General features: G+C 59.7%; 20 protein-coding genes and 2 tRNA genes. 7 read left to right on the plus strand and 15 right to left on the minus strand.

Features of this window, described 5'->3' with window-relative positions:
* The first annotated feature begins 153 nt into the window (after positions 1-153).
* Positions 154-1,260: a DUF2817 domain-containing protein gene (locus QRN46_RS28275; RefSeq protein WP_011335933.1), complete on the plus strand. Its 1,107-nt coding sequence runs from the start codon at positions 154-156 to the stop codon at positions 1,258-1,260.
* A gap of 59 nt (positions 1,261-1,319) precedes the next feature.
* Here the strand turns inward: QRN46_RS28275 and QRN46_RS28280 are convergent, their stop codons facing one another.
* The 7 genes from QRN46_RS28280 to QRN46_RS28305 form a co-directional block, all read right to left on the minus strand.
* Positions 1,320-1,574, minus strand: a complete 255-nt coding sequence (locus QRN46_RS28280) for a bacteriocin immunity protein (protein WP_011335932.1) — start codon at positions 1,572-1,574, stop codon at positions 1,320-1,322.
* Positions 1,575-1,576: 2 nt separating this feature from the next.
* On the minus strand, positions 1,577-2,827 hold the full coding sequence (locus tag QRN46_RS28285; RefSeq protein ID WP_285358714.1) for an S-type pyocin domain-containing protein: 1,251 nt from the start codon (positions 2,825-2,827) through the stop codon (positions 1,577-1,579).
* Between the two features lie 264 nt (positions 2,828-3,091).
* Complete coding sequence (locus tag QRN46_RS28290; protein ID WP_011335930.1) at positions 3,092-3,361, minus strand: bacteriocin immunity protein; 270 nt, start codon at positions 3,359-3,361, stop codon at positions 3,092-3,094.
* Positions 3,362-3,370: 9 nt separating this feature from the next.
* Positions 3,371-3,673 (minus strand): pyocin-S2/colicin E7-DNase domain-containing protein, encoded by a 303-nt coding sequence (locus tag QRN46_RS29040; RefSeq protein WP_350310512.1) that lies wholly within the window; start codon positions 3,671-3,673, stop codon positions 3,371-3,373.
* Positions 3,646-4,617: an S-type pyocin domain-containing protein gene (locus QRN46_RS28295; protein ID WP_285358717.1), complete on the minus strand. Its 972-nt coding sequence runs from the start codon at positions 4,615-4,617 to the stop codon at positions 3,646-3,648. Before QRN46_RS28295 ends, QRN46_RS29040 begins: the two co-directional genes overlap by 28 nt.
* A 224-nt stretch (positions 4,618-4,841) precedes the next feature.
* Positions 4,842-4,918, minus strand: a tRNA-Met gene (locus QRN46_RS28300).
* A gap of 115 nt (positions 4,919-5,033) precedes the next feature.
* Positions 5,034-7,091 carry a methyl-accepting chemotaxis protein gene (locus QRN46_RS28305; protein WP_011335928.1) on the minus strand — a complete coding sequence of 686 codons (2,058 nt, stop codon included), beginning with the start codon at positions 7,089-7,091 and terminating at the stop codon, positions 5,034-5,036.
* A 333-nt stretch (positions 7,092-7,424) separates the two neighbouring features.
* On the opposite strand from QRN46_RS28305, the gene QRN46_RS28310 reads away from it, so the two are divergent.
* The gene (locus QRN46_RS28310; RefSeq protein WP_221616184.1) at positions 7,425-8,642 is read left to right on the plus strand and encodes an MFS transporter; all 1,218 of its coding nucleotides are present in this window, start codon (positions 7,425-7,427) and stop codon (positions 8,640-8,642) included.
* 62 nt (positions 8,643-8,704) lie between these two features.
* Here QRN46_RS28310 and ychF read toward each other — a convergent pair whose 3' ends face one another.
* From ychF to QRN46_RS28350, 8 genes are all read right to left on the minus strand, one after another.
* On the minus strand, positions 8,705-9,805 hold the full coding sequence (gene ychF / locus QRN46_RS28315; RefSeq protein WP_007951727.1) for a redox-regulated ATPase YchF: 1,101 nt from the start codon (positions 9,803-9,805) through the stop codon (positions 8,705-8,707).
* Positions 9,806-9,827: 22 nt separating this feature from the next.
* Positions 9,828-10,412 (minus strand): aminoacyl-tRNA hydrolase, encoded by a 585-nt coding sequence (gene pth / locus QRN46_RS28320; RefSeq protein ID WP_007951726.1) that lies wholly within the window; start codon positions 10,410-10,412, stop codon positions 9,828-9,830.
* Positions 10,413-10,583: 171 nt separating this feature from the next.
* Positions 10,584-11,186, minus strand: coding sequence for a 50S ribosomal protein L25/general stress protein Ctc (locus QRN46_RS28325; protein WP_011335926.1), 603 nt, complete (start codon positions 11,184-11,186; stop codon positions 10,584-10,586).
* Between the two features lie 141 nt (positions 11,187-11,327).
* The gene (locus QRN46_RS28330; RefSeq protein ID WP_003171603.1) at positions 11,328-12,269 is read right to left on the minus strand and encodes a ribose-phosphate pyrophosphokinase; all 942 of its coding nucleotides are present in this window, start codon (positions 12,267-12,269) and stop codon (positions 11,328-11,330) included.
* A gap of 47 nt (positions 12,270-12,316) precedes the next feature.
* Positions 12,317-12,391, minus strand: a tRNA-Gln gene (locus QRN46_RS28335).
* A 37-nt stretch (positions 12,392-12,428) separates the two neighbouring features.
* Positions 12,429-13,280 (minus strand): 4-(cytidine 5'-diphospho)-2-C-methyl-D-erythritol kinase, encoded by an 852-nt coding sequence (ispE, locus tag QRN46_RS28340; protein WP_011335925.1) that lies wholly within the window; start codon positions 13,278-13,280, stop codon positions 12,429-12,431.
* Positions 13,281-13,283: 3 nt separating this feature from the next.
* A complete protein-coding gene (gene lolB, locus QRN46_RS28345; protein WP_011335924.1) occupies positions 13,284-13,901 on the minus strand; it encodes a lipoprotein insertase outer membrane protein LolB in 618 nt (205 codons plus the stop codon).
* Between the two features lie 3 nt (positions 13,902-13,904).
* Entirely contained in the window at positions 13,905-15,629 is a 1,725-nt protein-coding gene (locus QRN46_RS28350; protein WP_007951720.1) for a tetratricopeptide repeat protein, read from the minus strand.
* Between the two features lie 182 nt (positions 15,630-15,811).
* On the opposite strand from QRN46_RS28350, the gene hemA reads away from it, so the two are divergent.
* The 5 genes from hemA to murI are packed head-to-tail and all read left to right on the plus strand — an operon-like array spanning position 15,812 to position 20,541.
* Complete coding sequence (hemA, locus tag QRN46_RS28355) at positions 15,812-17,098, plus strand: glutamyl-tRNA reductase (protein ID WP_007951716.1); 1,287 nt, start codon at positions 15,812-15,814, stop codon at positions 17,096-17,098.
* Entirely contained in the window at positions 17,095-18,177 is a 1,083-nt protein-coding gene (prfA, locus tag QRN46_RS28360) for a peptide chain release factor 1 (protein WP_221616186.1), read from the plus strand. The genes hemA and prfA overlap by 4 nt, the downstream gene beginning before the upstream one ends.
* On the plus strand, positions 18,178-19,008 hold the full coding sequence (gene prmC / locus QRN46_RS28365) for a peptide chain release factor N(5)-glutamine methyltransferase (RefSeq protein WP_011335922.1): 831 nt from the start codon (positions 18,178-18,180) through the stop codon (positions 19,006-19,008). It begins immediately after the preceding gene.
* Positions 19,002-19,757: a molybdopterin-synthase adenylyltransferase MoeB gene (locus tag QRN46_RS28370; protein ID WP_011335921.1), complete on the plus strand. Its 756-nt coding sequence runs from the start codon at positions 19,002-19,004 to the stop codon at positions 19,755-19,757. Before prmC ends, QRN46_RS28370 begins: the two co-directional genes overlap by 7 nt.
* Positions 19,750-20,541, plus strand: a complete 792-nt coding sequence (gene murI, locus QRN46_RS28375; protein WP_011335920.1) for a glutamate racemase — start codon at positions 19,750-19,752, stop codon at positions 20,539-20,541. The genes QRN46_RS28370 and murI overlap by 8 nt, the downstream gene beginning before the upstream one ends.
* The last annotated feature ends 25 nt before the right edge of the window (positions 20,542-20,566 follow it).

Here is a 20,566-nt window from a genome sequence, read left to right on the forward strand (position 1 = left end):
GGGGCTCTCCGTCCGTGGGATAAAAGTCTGACGGACTGTATCGGCCGGCCGCGTACGACGCAAACCGCAGGCATCTTCGTCCTTCATGCCTTGGCGGATTTTCTGTAGGGTCATGGGCAAACGTGAAGCCAGAACAATCAACAAGAGGCCGCCATGCACAACGAGTTTCCGACCCAGCCCAGCTATCGCGAACAGCGCGAGCGCTTTCTTGCTGCCGCGAAGGTGGCGGGTGCCACGCTCTCTTCGTACGCGCATCCGCTCAATGGGCCGTTTGGCGAGTCTTTGAGTACCGATGTCGCGGTGCTGGGGGATCCAGCGGCCAAACGGCGCCTGGTGGCGCTCAGCGGCACCCACGGTGTTGAAGGTTATTACGGTTCGGAGTGCCAGATCGACTGGCTGAAGCATTTCACGCCGGAGTCGCTGCCGAAGGATGTCGCGGTCGTGATGATCCACTTGATCAACCCGTGGGGCACGGCGTGGCTGCGGCGGGTCAATGAAGACAATATTGACCTCAACCGCAATCACCTGGATTTCAACCGACCGCTTCCGGACAACCGCGCTTACGCGGCGCTTCATGAAATCTACGCCTGCACCGATTTGAACGGCCCTCAGCGGCAACAGGCTGATGCCTTGCTGGATGCGCAAATTGCCGAGCACGGCTGGCCGGCGGTGATGTCGATTGTCGAGAGCGGTCAGCACAGTCATCCCGACGGATTGTTCTTCGGCGGGCTCGCGCCGAGTTGGTCGAATCGCACGTTGCATTCCATCATCGAGAATCATCTGGCCGGCGCTGAAACCGTGATGTGTTTCGACCTGCACACCGGCGCCGGTGAGTACGGGCATCCGATGCTGCTGACGATTACCCAGGCGCCGTATCCGGCACTGGCCCAAGCGCAATCGATTTACGGCCCGTGGCTTTACACGCTACACACCGGCGCCGAAACCTTGAGTGATACCGGCGTTGCAGCAACCGCCACCGGGTACACCTCGCAGGCACTGCTCAATGCGCTGCCGAATGTGCAGCTGATGCCGTTCGTGATCGAGTGCGGCACTTATCCGGGGCCGGACGTGCATCGTTACCTGCGCGACGATCACTGGCTGCATCTGCATGGCGATCCGCTGGATGCGACGGGGCGGGCGATCAAGTTGAATCTGCTGGAGCAGTTTTATCCGGCGGATCCGGACTGGCGGGCGATTGTCGGTTTGCGGACGCGGCAGATTTGGGCGAAGGGGCTCTTGGCCTTGGGGGAAGAGGTATAAACAAACGGCTTGCCTTTCGGTAAGCCGTTTTAGCTGTTTGGAGTATGGATTCCAGATGTTTACTGCTTGAAACCAGGTAGGCCGTTGGCAGCACGCCACTCTTTCACCGTTTCTGTGATGCCTTCGGCTGTCACTCTTTTGCTCAAATCCTCCGGCCAATAAATCAAGTCAGATCCTGCCGGGTGCTCACTGAGACGTTCAAACTCAAAAAGTAACGGATCAAGTATTTCATCGGGACTTGTATTGGCCGCCAGCACGGATTTCAGAAACTCAATGAACTCAGCTTCTGTGTAGTCAGAAATGGTTTTTTTCATGGCTATCCACTTCGGTGGTTTTCAACGTGATTTTTTGGAGTGTTCACTCGCAAGTTGTCTATGTCGTATACCGCGCCGTTATTGGCAATATGCTCGACGTGATGCAACTCATAAGATGTTCTGTCTCCCGCCCAGTCTTGCCTGCGAGCCTTTGGCGACAAACCATTGCGCATTCGCTCGATGTTCCCCTGTATGAATTGTTCCGCCAGATCAGGATCATTGGCCACTTCCTCCCAAAACGCCTCCCTGAATTTGTCGAAACTTGAAAACTCCCGCCCTCTGAGCCTGTTTGCTATTCGCGTGGGAATCGGCACACCAATCCCCGTTCCTGCTCCCGCCAGCCATATCCCGGAAACATCCTCACCAATCCCCGTCACCGTCCCAGGCGTCAATCTCGCCGGTTTCGAAAACACCACATACAACGACTTCAGCCCGGTCTCTGCCGGAAACACCAGAATACAATCTTCGGCAGTAATGTCTTCGCCGGGCAGGATTTCAATCTGGCTGTCGGTGTTCGCGGCGATCGGGTGGACGAGGATCGTGCTCAGTGGTTCGCCGTGCTCCGGATAAACCAGCGGTGGCATCAATCCCAGCGGCCCGCGTTGCGGCGTCCACAGAATGGTGATGCCGTTGAGTTTGGCCTCCATGGCGCTCTTGTCGCTGTTCCACTCGACTTTTACGGTACGCACCGAGTCATCGCCCGAAGCGCCGGTGTGAATGCCGTAAACCTGCATGACCCCTTCGGCATCACGCCGGAACTGGAAGCGCACGCGAGTGGTGGCGCGGCTCATGCTGCGTAGCTGTTCATCAGTGTGAAGCGTGCCGTCGCCCATTCGGGTCGGGAGCATCCCGAGGATAAACACGCTGGCCGGGCCTCCCGCACCGCGGATTGCCCAATTAAGGCGCTGCTGCAGGATTCCACCACCGACCATGCGCCCCAACGCCAGATCGGCGCCGATGGCCTTCGCTACGGCGTGACTGGCAGCGGGAATGCGCAGGGCGCCTGCCACCATGACTTTGCCAAAGTGAGAGGCGGGCTCAGGTGTTGTGCCGGCATCCGTCCGGCACCAGTTGTCCGGTGTGCAGGACTTGGCAAATACCAGATCGTCGCGGGGCGTCGGGGTGGGCCATTCGTCTGTCCGGATATAAACGGGTTCTGGTGGCGGGGGTGGAATCCATCCGGTCCATGTCGCGTTTTCGCTCGGGCGTTTTCGACGCCACTCATCGTCGAAAAGGAATTTGTTCAGGTTCATGACCACTCCCTGTCTGTCCTGGAATCGAGACAGGGGAGCGTGTCGGTCAATCGGGATGGCGATCAAATCGACTTGCCGGGATGCAGAGGCCTGATCGAACGAATAATCCTCTTCGTACGCCTTTCGCGCTCTGTTCCTACGGAATCATGCCGGCCCACTGAAGTGGGCCACTTTTCTCGAGGCACAAAAAAACGGCCTATCTTTTGGTAAGCCGTTTTTAATACTTAGTGGTGTGAAGTCATTTCAGTGATTGACCATGAATCTTCACTTCTTGAATCCTGGCAGTCCGTTTGCTTCATGCCATGTCGCGATTGTACGGGCTATGCCAGATGACGACGTGTCAGCACCTGGCTCAGGGTAGTAGATAAGATCCATCTTGCTCGGATGCCCAACGATCTTGTTGAAGTGCAACAATAGAATATCTGCACGGTCATCTGTAGGTGCCTTGTCTTCCTTTCTGATCTCGTCAATGAACTCAACGAAGTCTTGTTCGGTGTAATCAGAGAAATTGCTTTTGATGAAGGGGTCGCTCATGCAGTTGCCTCAATCCTGGTGTATTTCGACGTGATTTTTAGGAGTGTGGACCCTCAGGTTGTCAACGTTATAGACCTCGCCGCCTTGAGATATCAGTTCCACATGATGAATTTCGTGAGAGATTCTTTTACCAGCCGCATCAGCTAATCGGGCGCGAGGCGCCTTTCCGTTGCGCATACGCTCCAAGCTATCTTCGCTGAGTTGCCCGGCTAGCCTGGTATCTTTTGATGCTTCGGCCCAGAAGGCGCGCCTGAATGAATCAAAGCTGGAATATTCACGCCCTCTTAGCGAATCGGCAATGCTGGTTGGGATTGGCGCACCAGATCCCCCCGGGCATGGTCAAGCCATACACCGGAAACATCCTCCCCAACCCCCGTCACCGTCCCCGGCATCAATCTCGCCGGTTTCGAAAACACCACATACAACGACTTCAGCCCGGTCTCCGCCGGGAACACCAGAATACAATCCTCGGCGGTGATGTCTTCGCCGGGCAGGATTTCAATCTGGCTGTCGGTGTTCGCGGCGATCGGGTGGACGAGGATCGTACTCAGTGCTTCGCCGTGCTCCGGATGAACCAGCGGCGGCATCGATCCCAGCGGCCCGCGTTGCGGCGTCCACAAAATCGTGATGTCGTTGAGCTTCGCCTCCATGGCGCTCTTGTCGTTGTTCCACTCGACTTTTACGGTACGCACCGAGTCGTCGCCCGAGGCTCCGGTGTGGATGCCGTAAACCTGCATGACGCCTTCGGCATCGCGTCGGAACTGGAACCGCACGCGAGTGGTGGCGCGGCTCATGCTGCGTAGCTGTTCATCAGTGTGAAGCGTGCCGTCGCCCATTCGGGTCGGGAGCATCCCGAGGATAAACACGCTGGCCGGGCCTCCCGCACCGCGGATTGCCCAATTAAGGCGCTGCTGCAGGATTCCACCACCGGCCATGCGCCCCAACGCCAGATCGGCGCCGATGGCCTTCGCTACGGCGTGACTGGCAGCGGGAATGCGCAGGGCGCCTGCCACCATGACTTTGCCAAAGTGAGAGGCGGGCTCAGGTGTTGTGCCGGCATCCGTCCGGCACCAGTTATCCGGTGTGCAGGATTTGGCAAATACCAGATCGTCGCGGGGCGTCGGGGTGGGCCATTCGTCTGTCCGGATATAAACGGGTTCTGGTGGCGGGGGTGGAATCCATCCGGTCCATGTCGCGTTTTCGCTCGGGCGTTTTCGACGCCACTCATCGTCGAAAAGGAATTTGTTCAGGTTCATGACCACTCCCTGTCTGTCCTGGAATCGAGACAGGGGAGCGTGTCGGTCAATCGGGATGGCGATCAAATCGACTGGCGCAGATGCAGGTGCCTGGACGAACGAAAAATCCTCTTCGTACGCCTTTCGCACCGGGTTCCTACAGAATCAGACCGATCCAGCGGGGAGGGCACTTTTCTCGAGGCATAAAAAAACGGCCTACCTTTCGGTAAGCCGTTTTTAGTACTTGGTGGCTACACAGGGACTTGAACCCCGGACCCCAGCATTATGAATGCTATGCTCTAACCAACTGAGCTATGTAGCCAAGTGGCGCGCATTATTCCCCTGAAATGGAAAAGCGTCAAGCGTAAATTCAAAATATTTCTCCTTATTTTCAACCGCTTATCCTCCCGCGCCGAAAAAAGGCGCGGGAAGGGCTTTCAACGCAGCTGAAATCTTCCGGTGTTGGCACTCAAGGCATGGCTGCCCTGGCTCAAGGTGTCCGCCGCAAGGTTCACTGCCCGCGCGCCCTCGAGCAGGCGAACCGCCGCCTGATCCACCTGCTGGATATTGCCGCTGACCTCATCGGCGGTGCTCGCCTGTTCTTCGACTGCCGTGGCGATCTGGGCGAGGGTGTCAGTGACGCTCTGCACGGCGCTGGCGATTTCCCCCAGGCGTTCGCCAAGTCCCGTGACGGCTTCCGCGTCCGATTGCGCCTGGCCGCACGCAGCCTCCATCAGGCTCACGGCTTCATTGACCGTATTGCGCAGGCTGTCGACCGTTCCGGCAATCTGCGCCGTGGACGACTGCGTACGTTGCGACAGGCTGCGCACCTCATCCGCCACCACGGCAAAACCACGACCTTGTTCACCCGCGCGAGCGGCCTCGATAGCGGCGTTGAGTGCGAGCAAGTTGGTCTGCTCGGCGACGCCACGGATGGTGTCGACCACCAATTGAATCTGCTGCCCTTGCTCGCTGACCCGGCCGAGCGCTGCGGCAGTTTCGTTCAGGCGCTGATTGAGCTGTTGAATGCTCGCCGTGGTGCGCTGACTGTCACGGCTGCTGTCGGCAGCGATGCGCCGGGTGTGCTGGGCGCTGCCGGAAGCCTGTTCGCAACTCTGCGCCACGCCCTGGGAGGTCGCCGCCAATTGCGTGGCTGCGGCGGCGATCTGGCTGATCTGCAATTGCTGCGCTTCGACTTCGCTGAGAGCTCCGCTGGAGTGATCATTAAGGCTGCGCACGGCGTTGCTCAGTTGCGAAGTCTCGTGATCGACACCCAGCAGGCTGGTGCGCAACTGCACCACGGCCACGTTGAGTGCAGTGCTGATCGACGCCAGTTCATCACGGCCCACGACCGGCACTTGCAGGCTCAGATTGCCGTCACGCAGGGCCTCGGCCAGCAGCGTGATGCCACTGGCGCTGCGGCGGATCGAGGCTTGCAGGCAGACGAACAGGTACAGCGCCGCCAGCAACAGAAAACCGAAGACCGCCGCGACAACGATGAACTGACGAATCGCCGATCCATGGTAGTCATCCAGCCGCTGATCCAGCGACACCAGCGATTGCTGGCGCAACGTGGCAAGGTTGCCGAGCAGGGCGTCAAGGCTGCGTTCGAACTCTTCCGGCTTGAGATTGATGCTGCCGCCGAACACGCCGTCATCCAGCACTTTCAACCCGGCATCCAGCTGTTTGAGGCTGTCGTGATACTGCCCGGCCCAGCCTTGCAGGGCTGGCGGCAGACGCGCTTCGAGCAGGCTCGCGGTTTTCACCAACTGCTCGCGGGCGTCGCCGATACGGCTGCGCAGGTCACGCAGTTGCAGACGGCTTTGCAGGGTGAACTGGCCGGAAACTACAGAAGCCTGGCCGACGGCTGCCAGTCGGCCGACCCGCTCGATCAGGTCCGGTGCGTGCTGGGTGGAAATCTGTGTCAGCAGATACGTTTCCAGCCACGGCGCGAGGATCAGCCGATTGTCCATCGCGATTTGTTCGCGCAACGCTTGCAGGGCGCTGAGCGCATTGGTGAAGCGGTCGTAACCGTCCGGCCACCAGCCGACACCGGAAAGGCTTTTCGAGTCCAGACCATTGAGCGCGGCTTGCAGAGCCTGATAGCGGGTCAGGGTTTCGCTTTCCGCGCCTTCGGCTTGCAAGGCATTGCCCAGCTCCAGCGTGGCCTGGGCCACGGCAGGTTGCACGCCATCGAATGCGGCCACGGCGGCCAGGGTGGCGGGCGTCGGCTGGCGGTTGGTTTCCGTGGCGCGCCAGCGGGCGGCGCGGTCACGTTGAGCGGCGAGCAGGTTGTCGAGTGCATCGAGGGCAAGCAACTGCCGCACACCGGCACGTTCGCCGGCGATCAGGTTGAGTTTGTCGCGATAGTCCTGGCCGATCATTAACAGGCTGCCGGCCAATGGCAGGATAAACAGCAGAAACAACAACTGGAATTTACGCGCGAAGCCAAACCGCCCCAGCAACCTGATCCCCGGTGATAAAAAAGCCTGCATGCCCCATGACTCCTCTGGACACCACGCACCATCGGCGTGCATCCCGGTCGCTGCGACCGGGATTGGTGCCCTGCTAAAAGGCCTCGAAAGTTCACCCTTGCCCGCTCTGTAGGCCGGCTCTGTAGCGAAACTTCCCATTCTCGATGCCCTTTGTAAGGGCGCCGCGTTCAAGCCGATAAGCAAGGCAAGATTCAGACCATGGCGTTGCGCTATCACTTGCGGCGCGACGACTGAATAGTTCGTTAGCTGGCTAAGAGGATGGCGCTGACGCACCGAAAAATGGCACATTGACGCACCTGCCCGCGTGCACCCATCTGCAGTCCGGAAATTCCCATGGCTATCAGCAATGTTCAGACCGCCGCTGCCTCGGCGTCCGCTCCTCCCCAGAGCAGCCCTTTGGTGATGCGCATCATTGGCGCGGTGGCGCTGGCGCATTTGATCAATGACCTGATCCAGTCAGTGTTGCCGTCGATCTATCCGATGCTCAAGGCCAACTATGGTTTGAGTTTTACCCAGGTCGGCCTGATTACCCTGACCTTCCAATTGACCGCTTCGCTGCTGCAGCCGTGGGTCGGTTATCACACCGATCGCCATCCGAAACCGTGGCTGTTGCCGGCAGGTTCTGTGTGCACCCTGATTGGCATCGTGATGATGTCGATGGTTGGCAGTTTTCCGTTGATTCTGCTGGCGGCGGCGCTGATCGGCATTGGTTCATCAACCTTTCACCCCGAGGCTTCTCGTATCGCCCGCCTGGCTTCTGGTGGGCGTTTCGGTCTGGCGCAGTCGACGTTCCAGGTCGGTGGTAATGCCGGTTCGGCCTTCGGCCCGTTACTCGCGGCGGCGATCATCATTCCTTTCGGGCAGGGCAACGTGGCCTGGTTCGGCTTGTTCGCGGTGTTTGCGCTGTTCGTGCTCTATCGCATCAGCCGCTGGTACGCCCATCACCTGAACCTGTTCAAGCTCAAGGCCGGCCAGGCCGCCACTCACGGACTGTCGAAGGGCAGGGTGATCAGCGCTCTGGTGGTGCTCGGTCTGCTGGTGTTCTCCAAGTACTTCTACATGGCCAGCCTGACCAGCTACTTCACCTTCTACCTGATCGAGAAGTTCGACCTGTCGGTTGCCAGTTCCCAATTGCACCTGTTCCTGTTCCTCGGCGCAGTGGCGGCGGGCACGTTCTTTGGCGGACCTATCGGCGACAAGATCGGGCGCAAGGCGGTGATCTGGTTCTCGATCCTTGGCGTGGCACCGTTCACGCTGCTGATGCCGCATGTCGACCTGTTCTGGACCAGCGTTCTGAGCGTGGTGATCGGTTTCATCCTCGCTTCAGCGTTCTCGGCGATCGTGGTGTACGCGCAGGAGCTGGTGCCGGGCAACGTCGGAATGATTGCCGGGGTGTTCTTCGGTCTGATGTTCGGCTTTGGCGGGATTGGCGCGGCGTTGCTCGGGCATCTGGCGGACATCCACGGCATCGAATACGTGTACTTCCTGTGCTCGTTCCTGCCGCTGTTCGGGGTGCTGGCGATCTTCCTGCCGAGAACCAAAAAAGCCTGACAGGCTGAATTTCGGGCAAAAAAAAGCCGCGTATCAACGCGGCTTTTTCTTGGGTGCAGCTTTTACACGTTGAAGCGGAAGTGCATCACGTCGCCGTCCTTGACGATGTAATCCTTGCCTTCCAGGCGCCATTTGCCGGCTTCCTTGGTGCCTGCTTCACCCTTGTACTGGATGAAGTCGTTGTAGGCGATCACTTCGGCGCGGATGAAGCCTTTCTCGAAGTCGGTGTGGATCACGCCGGCTGCTTGCGGTGCGGTGGCACCGACGCGGACGGTCCAGGCGCGGACTTCTTCGACACCGGCAGTGAAGTAGGTCTGCAGGTGCAGCATTTCGTAGCCGGCGCGGATCACGCGGTTCAGGCCAGGCTCTTCCAGGCCCAGGGCCTCGAGGAACATGTCTTTCTCTTCGCCGTCGTCCAGCTCGGCGATTTCCGCTTCGATCTTGTTGCAGACCGGGACAACCATCGCGCCTTCTTCTTCGGCGATGGCCTTGACCACGTCCAGGTGCGGGTTGTTCTCGAAACCGTCTTCAGCGACGTTGGCGATGTACATGACCGGTTTGGTGGTCAGCAGGTGGAAGCCCTTGATGATGGCCTTTTCGTCGGCGCTCATGTTCTTCATCAGGCTGCGCGCAGGCTTGCCTTCGCTGAAGTGCGGGATCAGTTGTTCCAGCAGAGCCTTCTGGGCCACTGCATCCTTGTCACCGCCCTTGGCGTTGCGCGCGACTTTCTGCAGTTGCTTCTCGCAGCTGTCGAGGTCGGCGAAGATCAGTTCCAGGTCGATGATTTCGATGTCGCGTTTCGGGTCGACGCTGTTGGAGACGTGGATCACGTTCTCGTCTTCGAAGCAGCGCACGACGTGAGCGATCGCGTCGGTTTCGCGGATGTTGGCCAGGAACTTGTTGCCCAGGCCTTCACCTTTCGACGCGCCGGCAACCAGGCCCGCGATGTCGACGAATTCCATGGTGGTCGGCAGGATGCGCTTCGGATTGACGATGGCCGCCAGAGCGTCGAGACGCGGATCCGGCATCGGCACGATGCCGCTGTTCGGCTCGATGGTGCAGAAGGGGAAGTTCTCGGCCGCGATCCCGGACTTGGTCAGGGCGTTGAACAGGGTGGACTTGCCGACGTTAGGCAGGCCGACGATGCCGCAATTGAATCCCATGGTGTTTCCCCTCGGATTAGAGTCAGGCCTTCTGGCTGTGCAGGTTTTTCATCGCGCGGTTCCATTCACCGGCGAGGATATCCGGCAGCACGCCGAGGGCAAAGTCGATGCTGGCATCGAGTTTTTCCTGTTCGGCGCGTGGCGCACGACCCAGGACGAAATTTGAAACCATACTGGCGACGCCCGGGTGGCCGATGCCAAGCCGCAGGCGGTGGAACGTATTCTGATTGCCCAATTGCGCAATGATGTCGCGCAACCCGTTGTGACCGCCATGGCCGCCGCCGACTTTGAGTTTGGCGACGCCCGGAGGCAGATCGAGTTCGTCGTGTGCCACCAGGATCTCTTCAGGCTTGATGCGGAAGAAACCGGCGAGTGCCGCCACGGCCTGGCCGCTGCGGTTCATGTAGGTGGTGGGAATCAGCAGACGAACATCCTGACCCTGATGCGAAAAACGCCCGGTCAGGCCGAAATACTTGCGATCGGCCACGAGATTCACATTCTGTGCGTGGGCGATGCGCTCAACAAAAAGGGCCCCTGCGTTATGCCGGGTCTGCTCGTATTCAGCGCCTGGATTTCCCAGGCCAACGATCAGTTTGATGGCAGTCACGATAGGGGCCCTTCCTTTGAGTGGTGGATAACATCGCCGCGATCAGGGAAGGCGGCGAAAGTGGACGAAAAATGCTCATTTACCATGGATGTAAACTCCGCGTTCCCGCCCGCTTTCTCGCTACGTTCCAGTCCGCGATGTTACCTGCTCACTCAGGCATGACAGAGTGATTTACTCTGCTGCGCCTTCTTCGGTAGCTTCTGGAGCAACACGTGGAGCGTGGACGTTGGCAACAGCCTTGTCATCGCCGTGTGCCAGAGCAACGAACTCAACGCCTTTAGGAGCCTTGATGTCCGACAGGTGAACGATGGTGCCGATTTCAGCGTTAGCCAGGTCGACTTCGATGAACTCAGGCAGGTCTTTTGGCAGGCAGGAAACTTCGATCTCGGCAACAACGTGCGAGATTTCGCCGCCTTTCTTCACTGGAGCAGCTTCGTTGATGAAGTGCACAGGAACGATAGCGGTCAGTTTCTGGCCAGCTACAACGCGTACGAAGTCAGCGTGCATCACGTGGCCTTTGGCCGGGTGACGTTGCAGAGCCTTGATGATCACGTTCTGCTTGGTGCCACCAACGTTCAGTTCGATAACGTGGCTGTAGGCCGCTTCGTTTTCGAGCAGTTTGGCAACTTCTTTGGCCAGCATGCTGATGGATTCAGGGGCTTTGTCGCCACCGTAAACAACAGCTGGAACCAGGGCAGCGAGACGACGCAGGCGGCGGCTCGCACCTTTCCCCAGGTCGGAACGCAGTTCAGCATTCAAAGTAAAATCGTTCATTTTGTATCTCCAAAATAGCCATGACCGAGTGGCGTTTGCGACCAGCGCCGAACACGGTATGGGCAAAAAAGCCCCGCCCCGGCAGGAATGCCGGGGCGGGGCGCTTTTCGTCAACGAGACATTTCGAGAAGGGCAGGGCCCTTAACGGAACATCGCGCTGATCGATTCTTCATTGCTGATGCGGCGAACCGCTTCGGCAACAACCGGTGCGATATCCAGTTGACGGATACGTGCACAGGCTTGTGCTGCAGCGGACAGCGGGATGGTGTTAGTGACCACCAGCTCGTCCAGCACGGAATTTTCGATATTCTCGATGGCCCGACCCGACAGCACAGGGTGTGTGCAGTAGGCAAAGACCTTGGCTGCGCCATGCTCTTTCAGGGCCTTGGCCGCGTGGCACAGAGTGCCGGCGGTATCGACCATGTCATCGACCAGAATGCAGGTACGCCCTTCGACATCGCCGATGATATGCATCACTTCAGAGTGATTGGCTTTCTCACGGCGTTTGTCGATGATCCCGAGATCCACACCCAGGGATTTGGCAACGGCACGTGCACGCACGACGCCACCAATGTCCGGGGACACGATCATCAGGTTCTCGAAGCGCTGATCTTCAATGTCATCCACCAGAACCGGGGAGCCGTAGATGTTATCTACCGGAATATCGAAGAAACCCTGAATCTGGTCAGCATGCAGATCAACCGTGAGAACACGGTCGATGCCGACTACGGTGAGCATGTCAGCAACGACTTTCGCGCTGATAGCCACACGTGCGGAACGCGGACGGCGATCCTGACGGGCATAACCAAAATAAGGAATAACAGCAGTGATACGAGTAGCCGAGGAGCGGCGGAAGGCATCAGCCATCACTACCAGTTCCATCAGGTTATCGTTGGTCGGAGCGCAAGTCGGCTGAATAATGAAGACGTCTTTACCACGAACGTTTTCATTGATCTCGGCTGTAATTTCGCCGTCGGAAAATTTACCGACAGAGATGTCACCGAGAGGGATATGCAGCTGACGTACGACACGCCGAGCCAGATCGGGGTTAGCGTTCCCCGTAAAGACCATCATCTTGGACACGCGCAGTACCTGAAGGCTGAGGGTATACCTGGATGAGTATAGGAAAATGGCAGGGGCGGCTGGATTCGAACCAACGCATGGCAGGATCAAAACCTGCTGCCTTACCGCTTGGCGACGCCCCTGTATCTGTTGCTTGCAAGTGCCGGGCACTTGGTTCCTTTAGAGCAGACTTTGCAGCTTGCGATGCAACATCGAAACGTTGCTTCCTTTCGCTACAAACCCTGTAAGGGTCTCTGTCAGAAGGGCCGAGACTTTATCAGCTTCAGCTTTGCTTGGGAAGCCCCCAAACACACAACTTCCAGTTCCGGTAAGTTTTGCTTCGGTAAAATTACCTAACAAATTCAATGCGTTACGTACTTCTGGATAACGCCTCGAGACCACCGGCAAGCAGTCATTTCGACTGTTTCCCTCGGGAACGGGGCGCACTTTAATGGGCGGCGTGTTACGTGTCAACAAAGGATCTGAAAAAATTTCTGCCGTACTAACAGAGACTTGCGGAACGAGCACGACGTACCACGGTTCGGCGGGCTCGACCGGGGTCAGTTTCTCACCGACACCTTCGGCAAAAGCCGCATGACCACGCACGAACACCGGCACGTCGGCGCCCAGCGTCAGGCCCAGTGCAGCCAGGCGATCTTCATCCCAACCCAGTCGCCACAAATGATTGAGGCCAAGCAGGGTGGTGGCCGCATTCGAGCTGCCGCCCCCGATGCCGCCGCCCATCGGCAGGATCTTGTCGATCCAGATGTCGATGCCGAGCGAGCAGGCGGATTGTTCCTGCAGTTTTTTCGCCGCGCGCACGATCAGGTTGCTGTCGTGGGGCACTCCGTCGAATTCGGTGTGCAGGCGAATCACGCCGTCGTCACGGACGGCGAAGGTGATTTCGTCGCCGTAGTCGAGGAACTGAAAAAGCGTCTGCAATTCGTGATAACCGTCTTCACGGCGACCGAGAATGTGCAACATCAGGTTGAGTTTGGCCGGTGAAGGCAAAGTGAGGCGTGGAGCGGTCATGCGTTATTGCCCCAGTTTGCGCGGTTGCCAGGTCTTGATCACCAGCGTCACGTCCAGATCGCTGCCGTGCAGCTTGATCCGCTCGGGCAGCCAGTAACCGTTCTGTTCGGCATAGCTGAGGTATTCAACCTGCCAGCCATCCTGATCCAGATTGGCCAGGCGGCTGTTGCCGTCCAGGGTCAGACGGCTTTTGCTGTCCGGTGCCGGGAGGCCGCGAACCCACCACGCCAGATGCGAGACCGGCAGTTTCCAGCCCAGTTGCTCTTCGACCAGTGCTTCCGGAGTCGGCGCTTCATAACGGCCCTGATTCGCCACTTCCAGCGACACCGCGCCCGGACGGCCGGTCAGTCGCGCCGCGCCACGACCCAGCGGGCCGGACAGGCGGATGTCGTAGTAATCCTGACGTTGCAGCCAGAACAGCGTGCCGCTGCCCGAATCTTTCGGGGCGCGGATGCCGATCTTGCCGTCGATCTGCCAGCCGTCGAGGCCGGTCAGGTGTTGTTTGTTCGCGGCCCACTGTGCCGGATTGCCGTGGCCTTCGACCGATTCACGGGCGCCGAAGCCCGCGCAACCGGCGAGCAGGGCGATGAAGCTGAAAACGATGACGTGGCGCAAAAACATGAGTTAAAGAGTCTCGGATCCGGTCAGGCGCTTGATGGTGCTGCGCAGGATGGTGCTGTCAGGCTGGTCCTTGAGGAACTTGCCCCAGATTTGTTTCGCTTCGCGCTGTTTGCCCTTGGCCCACAGCACTTCGCCCAGATGCGCGGCGACTTCGTGATCGGGGAAGCGCTCGAGGGCCTGACGCAGGTATTTCTCGGCGTCTTCCAGATTGCCCATGCGGAAGTTCACCCAGCCGAGGCTGTCGAGAACCGCCGGGTCTTCCGGGTTGATCTGGTGCGCCTGCTCGATCAGCGCCTTGGCTTCAGCGTAGCGGGTGGTGCGGTCGGACAGGGTGTAGCCGAGGGCGTTGAGGGCCATGGCGTTATCCGGATCGCGCTTGATGATCAGGCGCAGGTCTTTTTCCATTTGCGCCAGGTCATTGCGTTTTTCCGCCTGCATCGCACGGGTATAAAGCAGATTCAGATCGTCCGGGTATTGCTGCAGCGCTTGTTGCAGGACTTTCCAGGCCTTGTCGCCCTGATTGTTGGCGGACAGGGTTTCGGCTTCGATCAGGTACAGCTGGATCGCGTAATCCGGCTGCTCGTCACGCTCGGCGGCGAGTTTGCTCTGGGCTTCGGCGGTCTTGCCGTTGTTCATCAGAATATCGGCCTGACGCAGTTGCGCCGGCAGATAGTCGTTGCCGGGGCCGACCTGGGCGTATTCGATAAGCGCGCCTTGTGGGTCGTTGCGTTCTTCGGCGATGCGGCCCAGGTTCAGGTGCGCCGAATCGACATGGCTTTCCCGGGCGATCAGGTCTTCCAGATAACCCTTGGCCTCGTCCCAGGCCTTGGCTTCCAGGCAGACCAGTGCCAGCGAGTAACGCAGTTCGTCGTCTTCCGGGTATTGCTGAACCAGGGTGGAGAACTCGACCTTGGCATCGTCCATCCGGTCCTGTTCCACCAGCATCCGCGCGTAAGTCAGGCGCAAGCGCTTGTCGTCCGGGTATTTCTTGATGCTTTTCTGTAACAGCGGCAAGGCTTCGTCGCCACGGTTCAGCCCTTGCAGCAGGCGTGCACGCAGCAGAATCGGGGCGATCTCGCCATCTTCCGGCGGATTGTCTTCAAGCAGGGTCAGCGCACCTTGGGTGTCGCCGTCCTGCTGCATCAGCAGGGCCTTGCCGAAAATCAGCTGATTGTTGTTCGGGTGACGCTGCAACAGGCGGTCGAAGCTTTTCATCAGGCCGTTGCGGGTTTCCTGATCGGTGTCGGCGGCCGATAGCGCGAGGAAGTCGAAATGGGTGTCGCCCTTGCCCTGCAGGACTTTCTCCATATAGACCATCGAGTCGTCATAACGCCCTGCACGAGCCAGTTGCACGGCGGCGGCGCGTTGCGCTTCGAGGTCGTCAGGGGCGTTTTTCGCCCAGATCAGTGCGGTATCGAGGGCCGGCTGGTCGGCGCCCAGGTACTCGGCGATGCGGAAGGCACGCTCGGAAACGCCCGGATCCTGGGTGTTGATGGCCTGGGTCACGTAGTTGTCCAGGGCAATGTCGAAACGATTGCGCTGGCCGGCGAGTTCGGCGCTCAGCAGGCTGAACACCGTTTCCTGGCTGAACGAACTGTAAACCTTGGGCTTTTCAGGAGCCGGCGTGGTGTCTTCGACCGGTGAGGCACCGTCCTGCGAAACGGGGGCCAAGGCCTGGCAGCCGCTGAGGAAGACAAAAGCGAGGAGCAACGCGGAAGATCTATTCATATAGGAAGAGGACGACTAACCTGCGGTCGGATCATCATGACACAAGCCTTCGGCCAAACATAACCGAGACTCGATTGTGGCCATTATAGGGGCCGGCAATTGGGACAATAGTCAGCGGTAGTTGTTCTGAATCTGACGAAGTAGGACAATTGCCGGCTTCACGTCACCATCAGCGACCTTGAATGGCCTTCCTTGCACTCGGTATCAACCACAAGACTGCTTCAGTAGACGTCCGCGAGCGCGTGGCCTTTACCCCTGAGCAGCTGGTGGAGGCCTTGCAGCAGCTCTGCCGACTCACCGACAGCCGCGAAGCTGCGATCCTCTCCACCTGCAATCGCAGTGAGCTGTATATAGAACAGGATCAGCTTTCGGCCGATATCGTGCTGCGCTGGCTGGCCGACTATCACCATTTAAGCCTCGATGAGCTGCGCGCGAGTGCTTATGTGCATGAAGATGATGCGGCAGTTCGTCACATGATGCGTGTCGCCTCCGGGCTCGACTCGCTGGTGCTGGGCGAACCGCAGATTCTCGGCCAGATGAAATCGGCCTACGCCGTGGCCCGCGAGGCCGGCACCATCGGGCCGCTGCTGGGGCGACTGTTCCAGGCGACCTTCAACGCCGCCAAGCAAGTACGTACCGACACCGCCATCGGCGAAAACCCGGTGTCCGTGGCGTTTGCCGCCGTCAGTCTGGCCAAACAGATTTTCAGCGACCTGCAACGCAGCCAGGCCCTGCTGATCGGCGCCGGCGAGACCATCACCCTGGTCGCCCGCCACCTGCATGAACTGGGGGTCAAGCGCATCGTGGTCGCCAACCGGACGCTGGAGCGCGCCAGCCTGCTGGCCGAGCAGTTCGGTGCCCACGCAGTGTTGCTCTCGGACATCCCGGCCGAACTGGTGCGCAGCGACATCGTCATCAGTTCTACCGCCAGTCAGTTGCCGATTCTCGGTAAAGGCGCGGTGGAAAGCGCGCTGAAGCTGCGCAAGCACAAGCCGATCTTCATGGTCGACATCGCCGTTCCCCGTGACATCGAGCCAGAGGTCGGCGAACTCGACGACGTTTACCTCTATAGCGTCGACGATCTGCACGAAGTGGTCGCTGAAAACCTCAAGAGCCGTCAGGGCGCAGCGCAGGCGGCCGAAGAGATGGTTTCGGTCGGCGCCGACGATTTCATGGTGCGCCTGCGCGAGCTGGCGGCAGTCGATGTGCTCAAGGCCTATCGTCAACAGAGCGAACGCCTGCGCGACGAAGAACTGCAAAAGGCCCTGCGCCTGCTGGCCAATGGCGGCAACGCCGAAGACGTGCTCGGGCAACTGGCCCGTGGCCTGACCAACAAACTCCTGCACGCCCCGAGCGTGCAGTTGAAAAAGCTTTCTGCCGAAGGCCGCCTCGATGCGCTGGCCATGGCTCAGGAACTCTTTGCCCTCGAGGGCTCACCGGATAGCTTTTCGGATAAAAAACCGCAATGAAAGCGTCACTGCTCAATAAGCTGGACATTCTCCAGGACCGTTTCGAGGAACTGACCGCGCTGCTCGGCGACGGCGAAGTCATTTCCGACCAGACCAAATTCCGCGCTTATTCCAAGGAATACGCCGAACTTGAGCCGGTGGTACAAGGCTATAAAAAGCTGCTCGGCGTACAAAGCGATCTTGAAGGCGCACAGGCGCTGCTCAAGGACAGCGACCCGGACATGCGTGAAATGGCTGTGGAAGAAGTCCGCGAAGCCAAGGAATTGCTGATCACGCTGGAATCCGACCTGCAACGCATGCTGCTGCCCAAGGATCCCAACGACGGGCGCAACGTGTTTCTCGAAATCCGCGCCGGCACCGGTGGTGACGAGGCGGCGATCTTCTCGGGTGACCTTTTCCGCATGTACTCGCGTTACGCCGAACGCCGTGGCTGGCGCGTGGAGATCCTCTCGGAAAACGAAGGCGAACACGGTGGCTATAAAGAAGTCATCGCCCGCATCGAAGGCGACAACGTTTACGGCAAGCTGAAATTCGAATCCGGCGCGCACCGCGTACAGCGTGTACCCGCCACCGAATCCCAGGGCCGTATCCATACCTCGGCCTGCACCGTGGCGGTATTGCCCGAGCCGGACGAGCGTGAAGCCATCGAGATCAACCCGGCGGATTTGCGCGTCGACACTTACCGCTCCTCCGGGGCCGGTGGTCAGCACGTCAACACCACCGATTCGGCGATCCGCATCACCCACATACCGACCGGCACCGTTGTCGAGTGCCAGGAAGAACGTTCCCAGCACAAGAACCGTGCCCGGGCGATGGCCTGGCTGTCGGCCAAGCTCAACGACCAGCAGACCGCAGCGGCGGCCAACGCCATCGCCAGCGAACGTAAATTGCTGGTGGGTTCCGGTGACCGCTCCGAGCGTATCCGCACCTATAACTTTGCCCAGGGACGGGTCACCGACCATCGCGTCAACCTGACCCTGTATTCCCTCGACGAAATCCTCGCCGGTGGCGTCGAAGCGGTGATCGAGCCGTTGCTGGCCGAATACCAGGCCGACCAGCTCGCAGCGATAGGTGAGTAAATGACCATCATCGCCAGCCTGTTGCGCGCCGCCGAACTGCCGGACTCGCCCACCGCGCGTCTGGACGCCGAATTGCTTCTGGCTGCCGCGCTGGGCAAATCCCGCAGTTTTCTCCACACCTGGCCCGAGCGCATCGTGCCCAGCGAAGCCGCTCTGGTTTTTGCCGAGTACCTGCAACGTCGCCGCGGCGGCGAGCCGGTCGCCTACATTCTGGGTCAGCAGGGTTTCTGGAAGCTCGATCTGGAAGTCGCGCCGCACACGCTGATCCCGCGCCCGGACACCGAACTGCTGGTGGAGGCCGCACTGGAATTGCTGCCGGCGACTCCGGCAAAAGTTCTCGATCTGGGCACCGGCAGCGGGGCGATTGCCCTGGCTCTGGCCAGCGAGCGCCCGGCGTGGAAAGTCACCGCCGTGGATCGCGTGCTGGAAGCCGTGGCCCTGGCCGAACGCAATCGCCAGCGCCTGCACCTGAACAACGCGACGGTGCTGAGCAGTCACTGGTTCAGCGCCCTCGAAGGCAAGCGTTTCGAGTTGATCATCAGCAATCCGCCGTACATTCGCGCCGCCGATCCGCATCTGATGGAAGGCGATGTGCGTTTCGAGCCGGAAAGCGCCTTGGTGGCCGGCATCGACGGGCTCGACGATCTGCGCCTGATCATCGCCCAGGCGCCGGCCCATCTGGAAGCCGGCGGCTGGCTGATGCTCGAACATGGCTATGATCAAGCCGAAGCCGTGCGCGATCTGCTGCTGACGCAAGGTTTCGACGAAGTCCACAGCCGCACCGATCTGGGCGGCCATCAACGGATCAGCCTGGGGCGCCTGCCGTGCTGAATGATCAGGAATTGTTGCGCTACAGTCGGCAGATCCTGCTGCAACACATCGACATCGATGGCCAGTTGAAGCTCAAGGACAGTCGGGTATTGATCGTCGGTCTCGGTGGTCTCGGTGCGCCGGTGGCCTTGTATCTGGCGGCGGCGGGTGTCGGTGAATTGCACCTGGCGGATTTCGACACGGTCGACCTGACCAACCTGCAACGCCAGATCATCCACGACACCGATAGCGTCGGCATGACCAAGGTCGACTCGGCGCTCAAGCGCCTGAGCGCGATCAACCCTGAAATCCGACTGGTGCCCCATCGTCAGGCGCTGGACGAGGATTCCCTCGCCGCAGCCGTGGCGGCGGTAGATGTGGTACTCGACTGCTCGGACAATTTCTCCACCCGCGAAGCGGTCAACGCCGCGTGCGTGGCGGCGCGCAAGCCCTTGGTCAGCGGCGCCGCGATCCGCCTTGAAGGACAGCTTTCGGTGTTCGACCCGCGTCGCGCCGAAAGCCCGTGCTACCACTGCCTGTACGGTCACGGCAGCGAAGCCGAACTGACTTGCAGCGAAGCCGGCGTGGTCGGGCCGCTGGTCGGTCTGGTCGGCAGCTTGCAAGCGCTGGAAGCCTTGAAGTTGCTGGCAGGTTTTGGCGAGCCACTGGTGGGTCGTCTGCTGTTGATCGATGCACTGGGCTCGCGTTTCCGTGAGCTGCGGGTCAAGCGCGACCCCGGTTGCAGCGTCTGTGGTTCGCAGCATGCGTGAAGCGCCGATTGCCGTCTTCGATTCCGGCGTCGGCGGTCTGTCGGTGCTGGCGGAAATCCAACAACTGCTGCCGAATGAATCGCTGCTGTACCTCGGCGATTGCGGCCATATTCCTTATGGCGAGAAAACCCCGGAATTCATCCGCCAGCGTTGCAGCGTGATGGCCGGTTTTTTCCGCGAGCAGGGCGCCAAGGCGCTGGTGATCGCGTGCAACACCGCGACCGTGGCCGGCGTCGCCGATCTGCGCCGGGATTTTCCCGAGTGGCCGATCGTCGGCATGGAGCCGGCGGTCAAACCGGCGGCCGCCGCCACCCGCAGCGGTGTTGTGGGCGTACTCGCCACTACCGGGACCTTGCAGAGCGCGAAATTTGCGGCGCTGCTCGATCGCTTCGCAACGGATGTGCGGGTCATCACGCAGCCATGCCCTGGACTGGTGGAGCTGATTGAAAGCGGCGACCTGCACAGTCCCCAGTTGCGTGCCTTGCTCAAGCACTATGTCGATCCGCTTCTGGCCAACGGTTGCGACACGATCATCCTCGGCTGCACCCACTACCCGTTTCTCAAGCCGATGCTCAAGTCGATGATCCCCGAGAGCATCAGCCTGATCGATACGGGCGCGGCCGTGGCTCGACAACTGCAGCGACTTCTGGCCGAGCGTGACCTGCTCGCCGAAGGGCCGAACCGCCCGGTCAGATTCTGGACCAGCGCCGATCCCGAGTCTTTGCGCAGTACCTTGGTCCTGCTGGGCCAAGTCGATGGCGACGTCGAAAAATTCACCTTGTAAAAAAAATGTGAAATATCTAAAAAGT

The sequence above is a fragment of the Pseudomonas sp. lyk4-R2A-10 genome (genome assembly GCF_030209075.1).
Classification (GTDB): Bacteria; Pseudomonadota; Gammaproteobacteria; order Pseudomonadales; family Pseudomonadaceae; genus Aquipseudomonas; species Aquipseudomonas glycinae.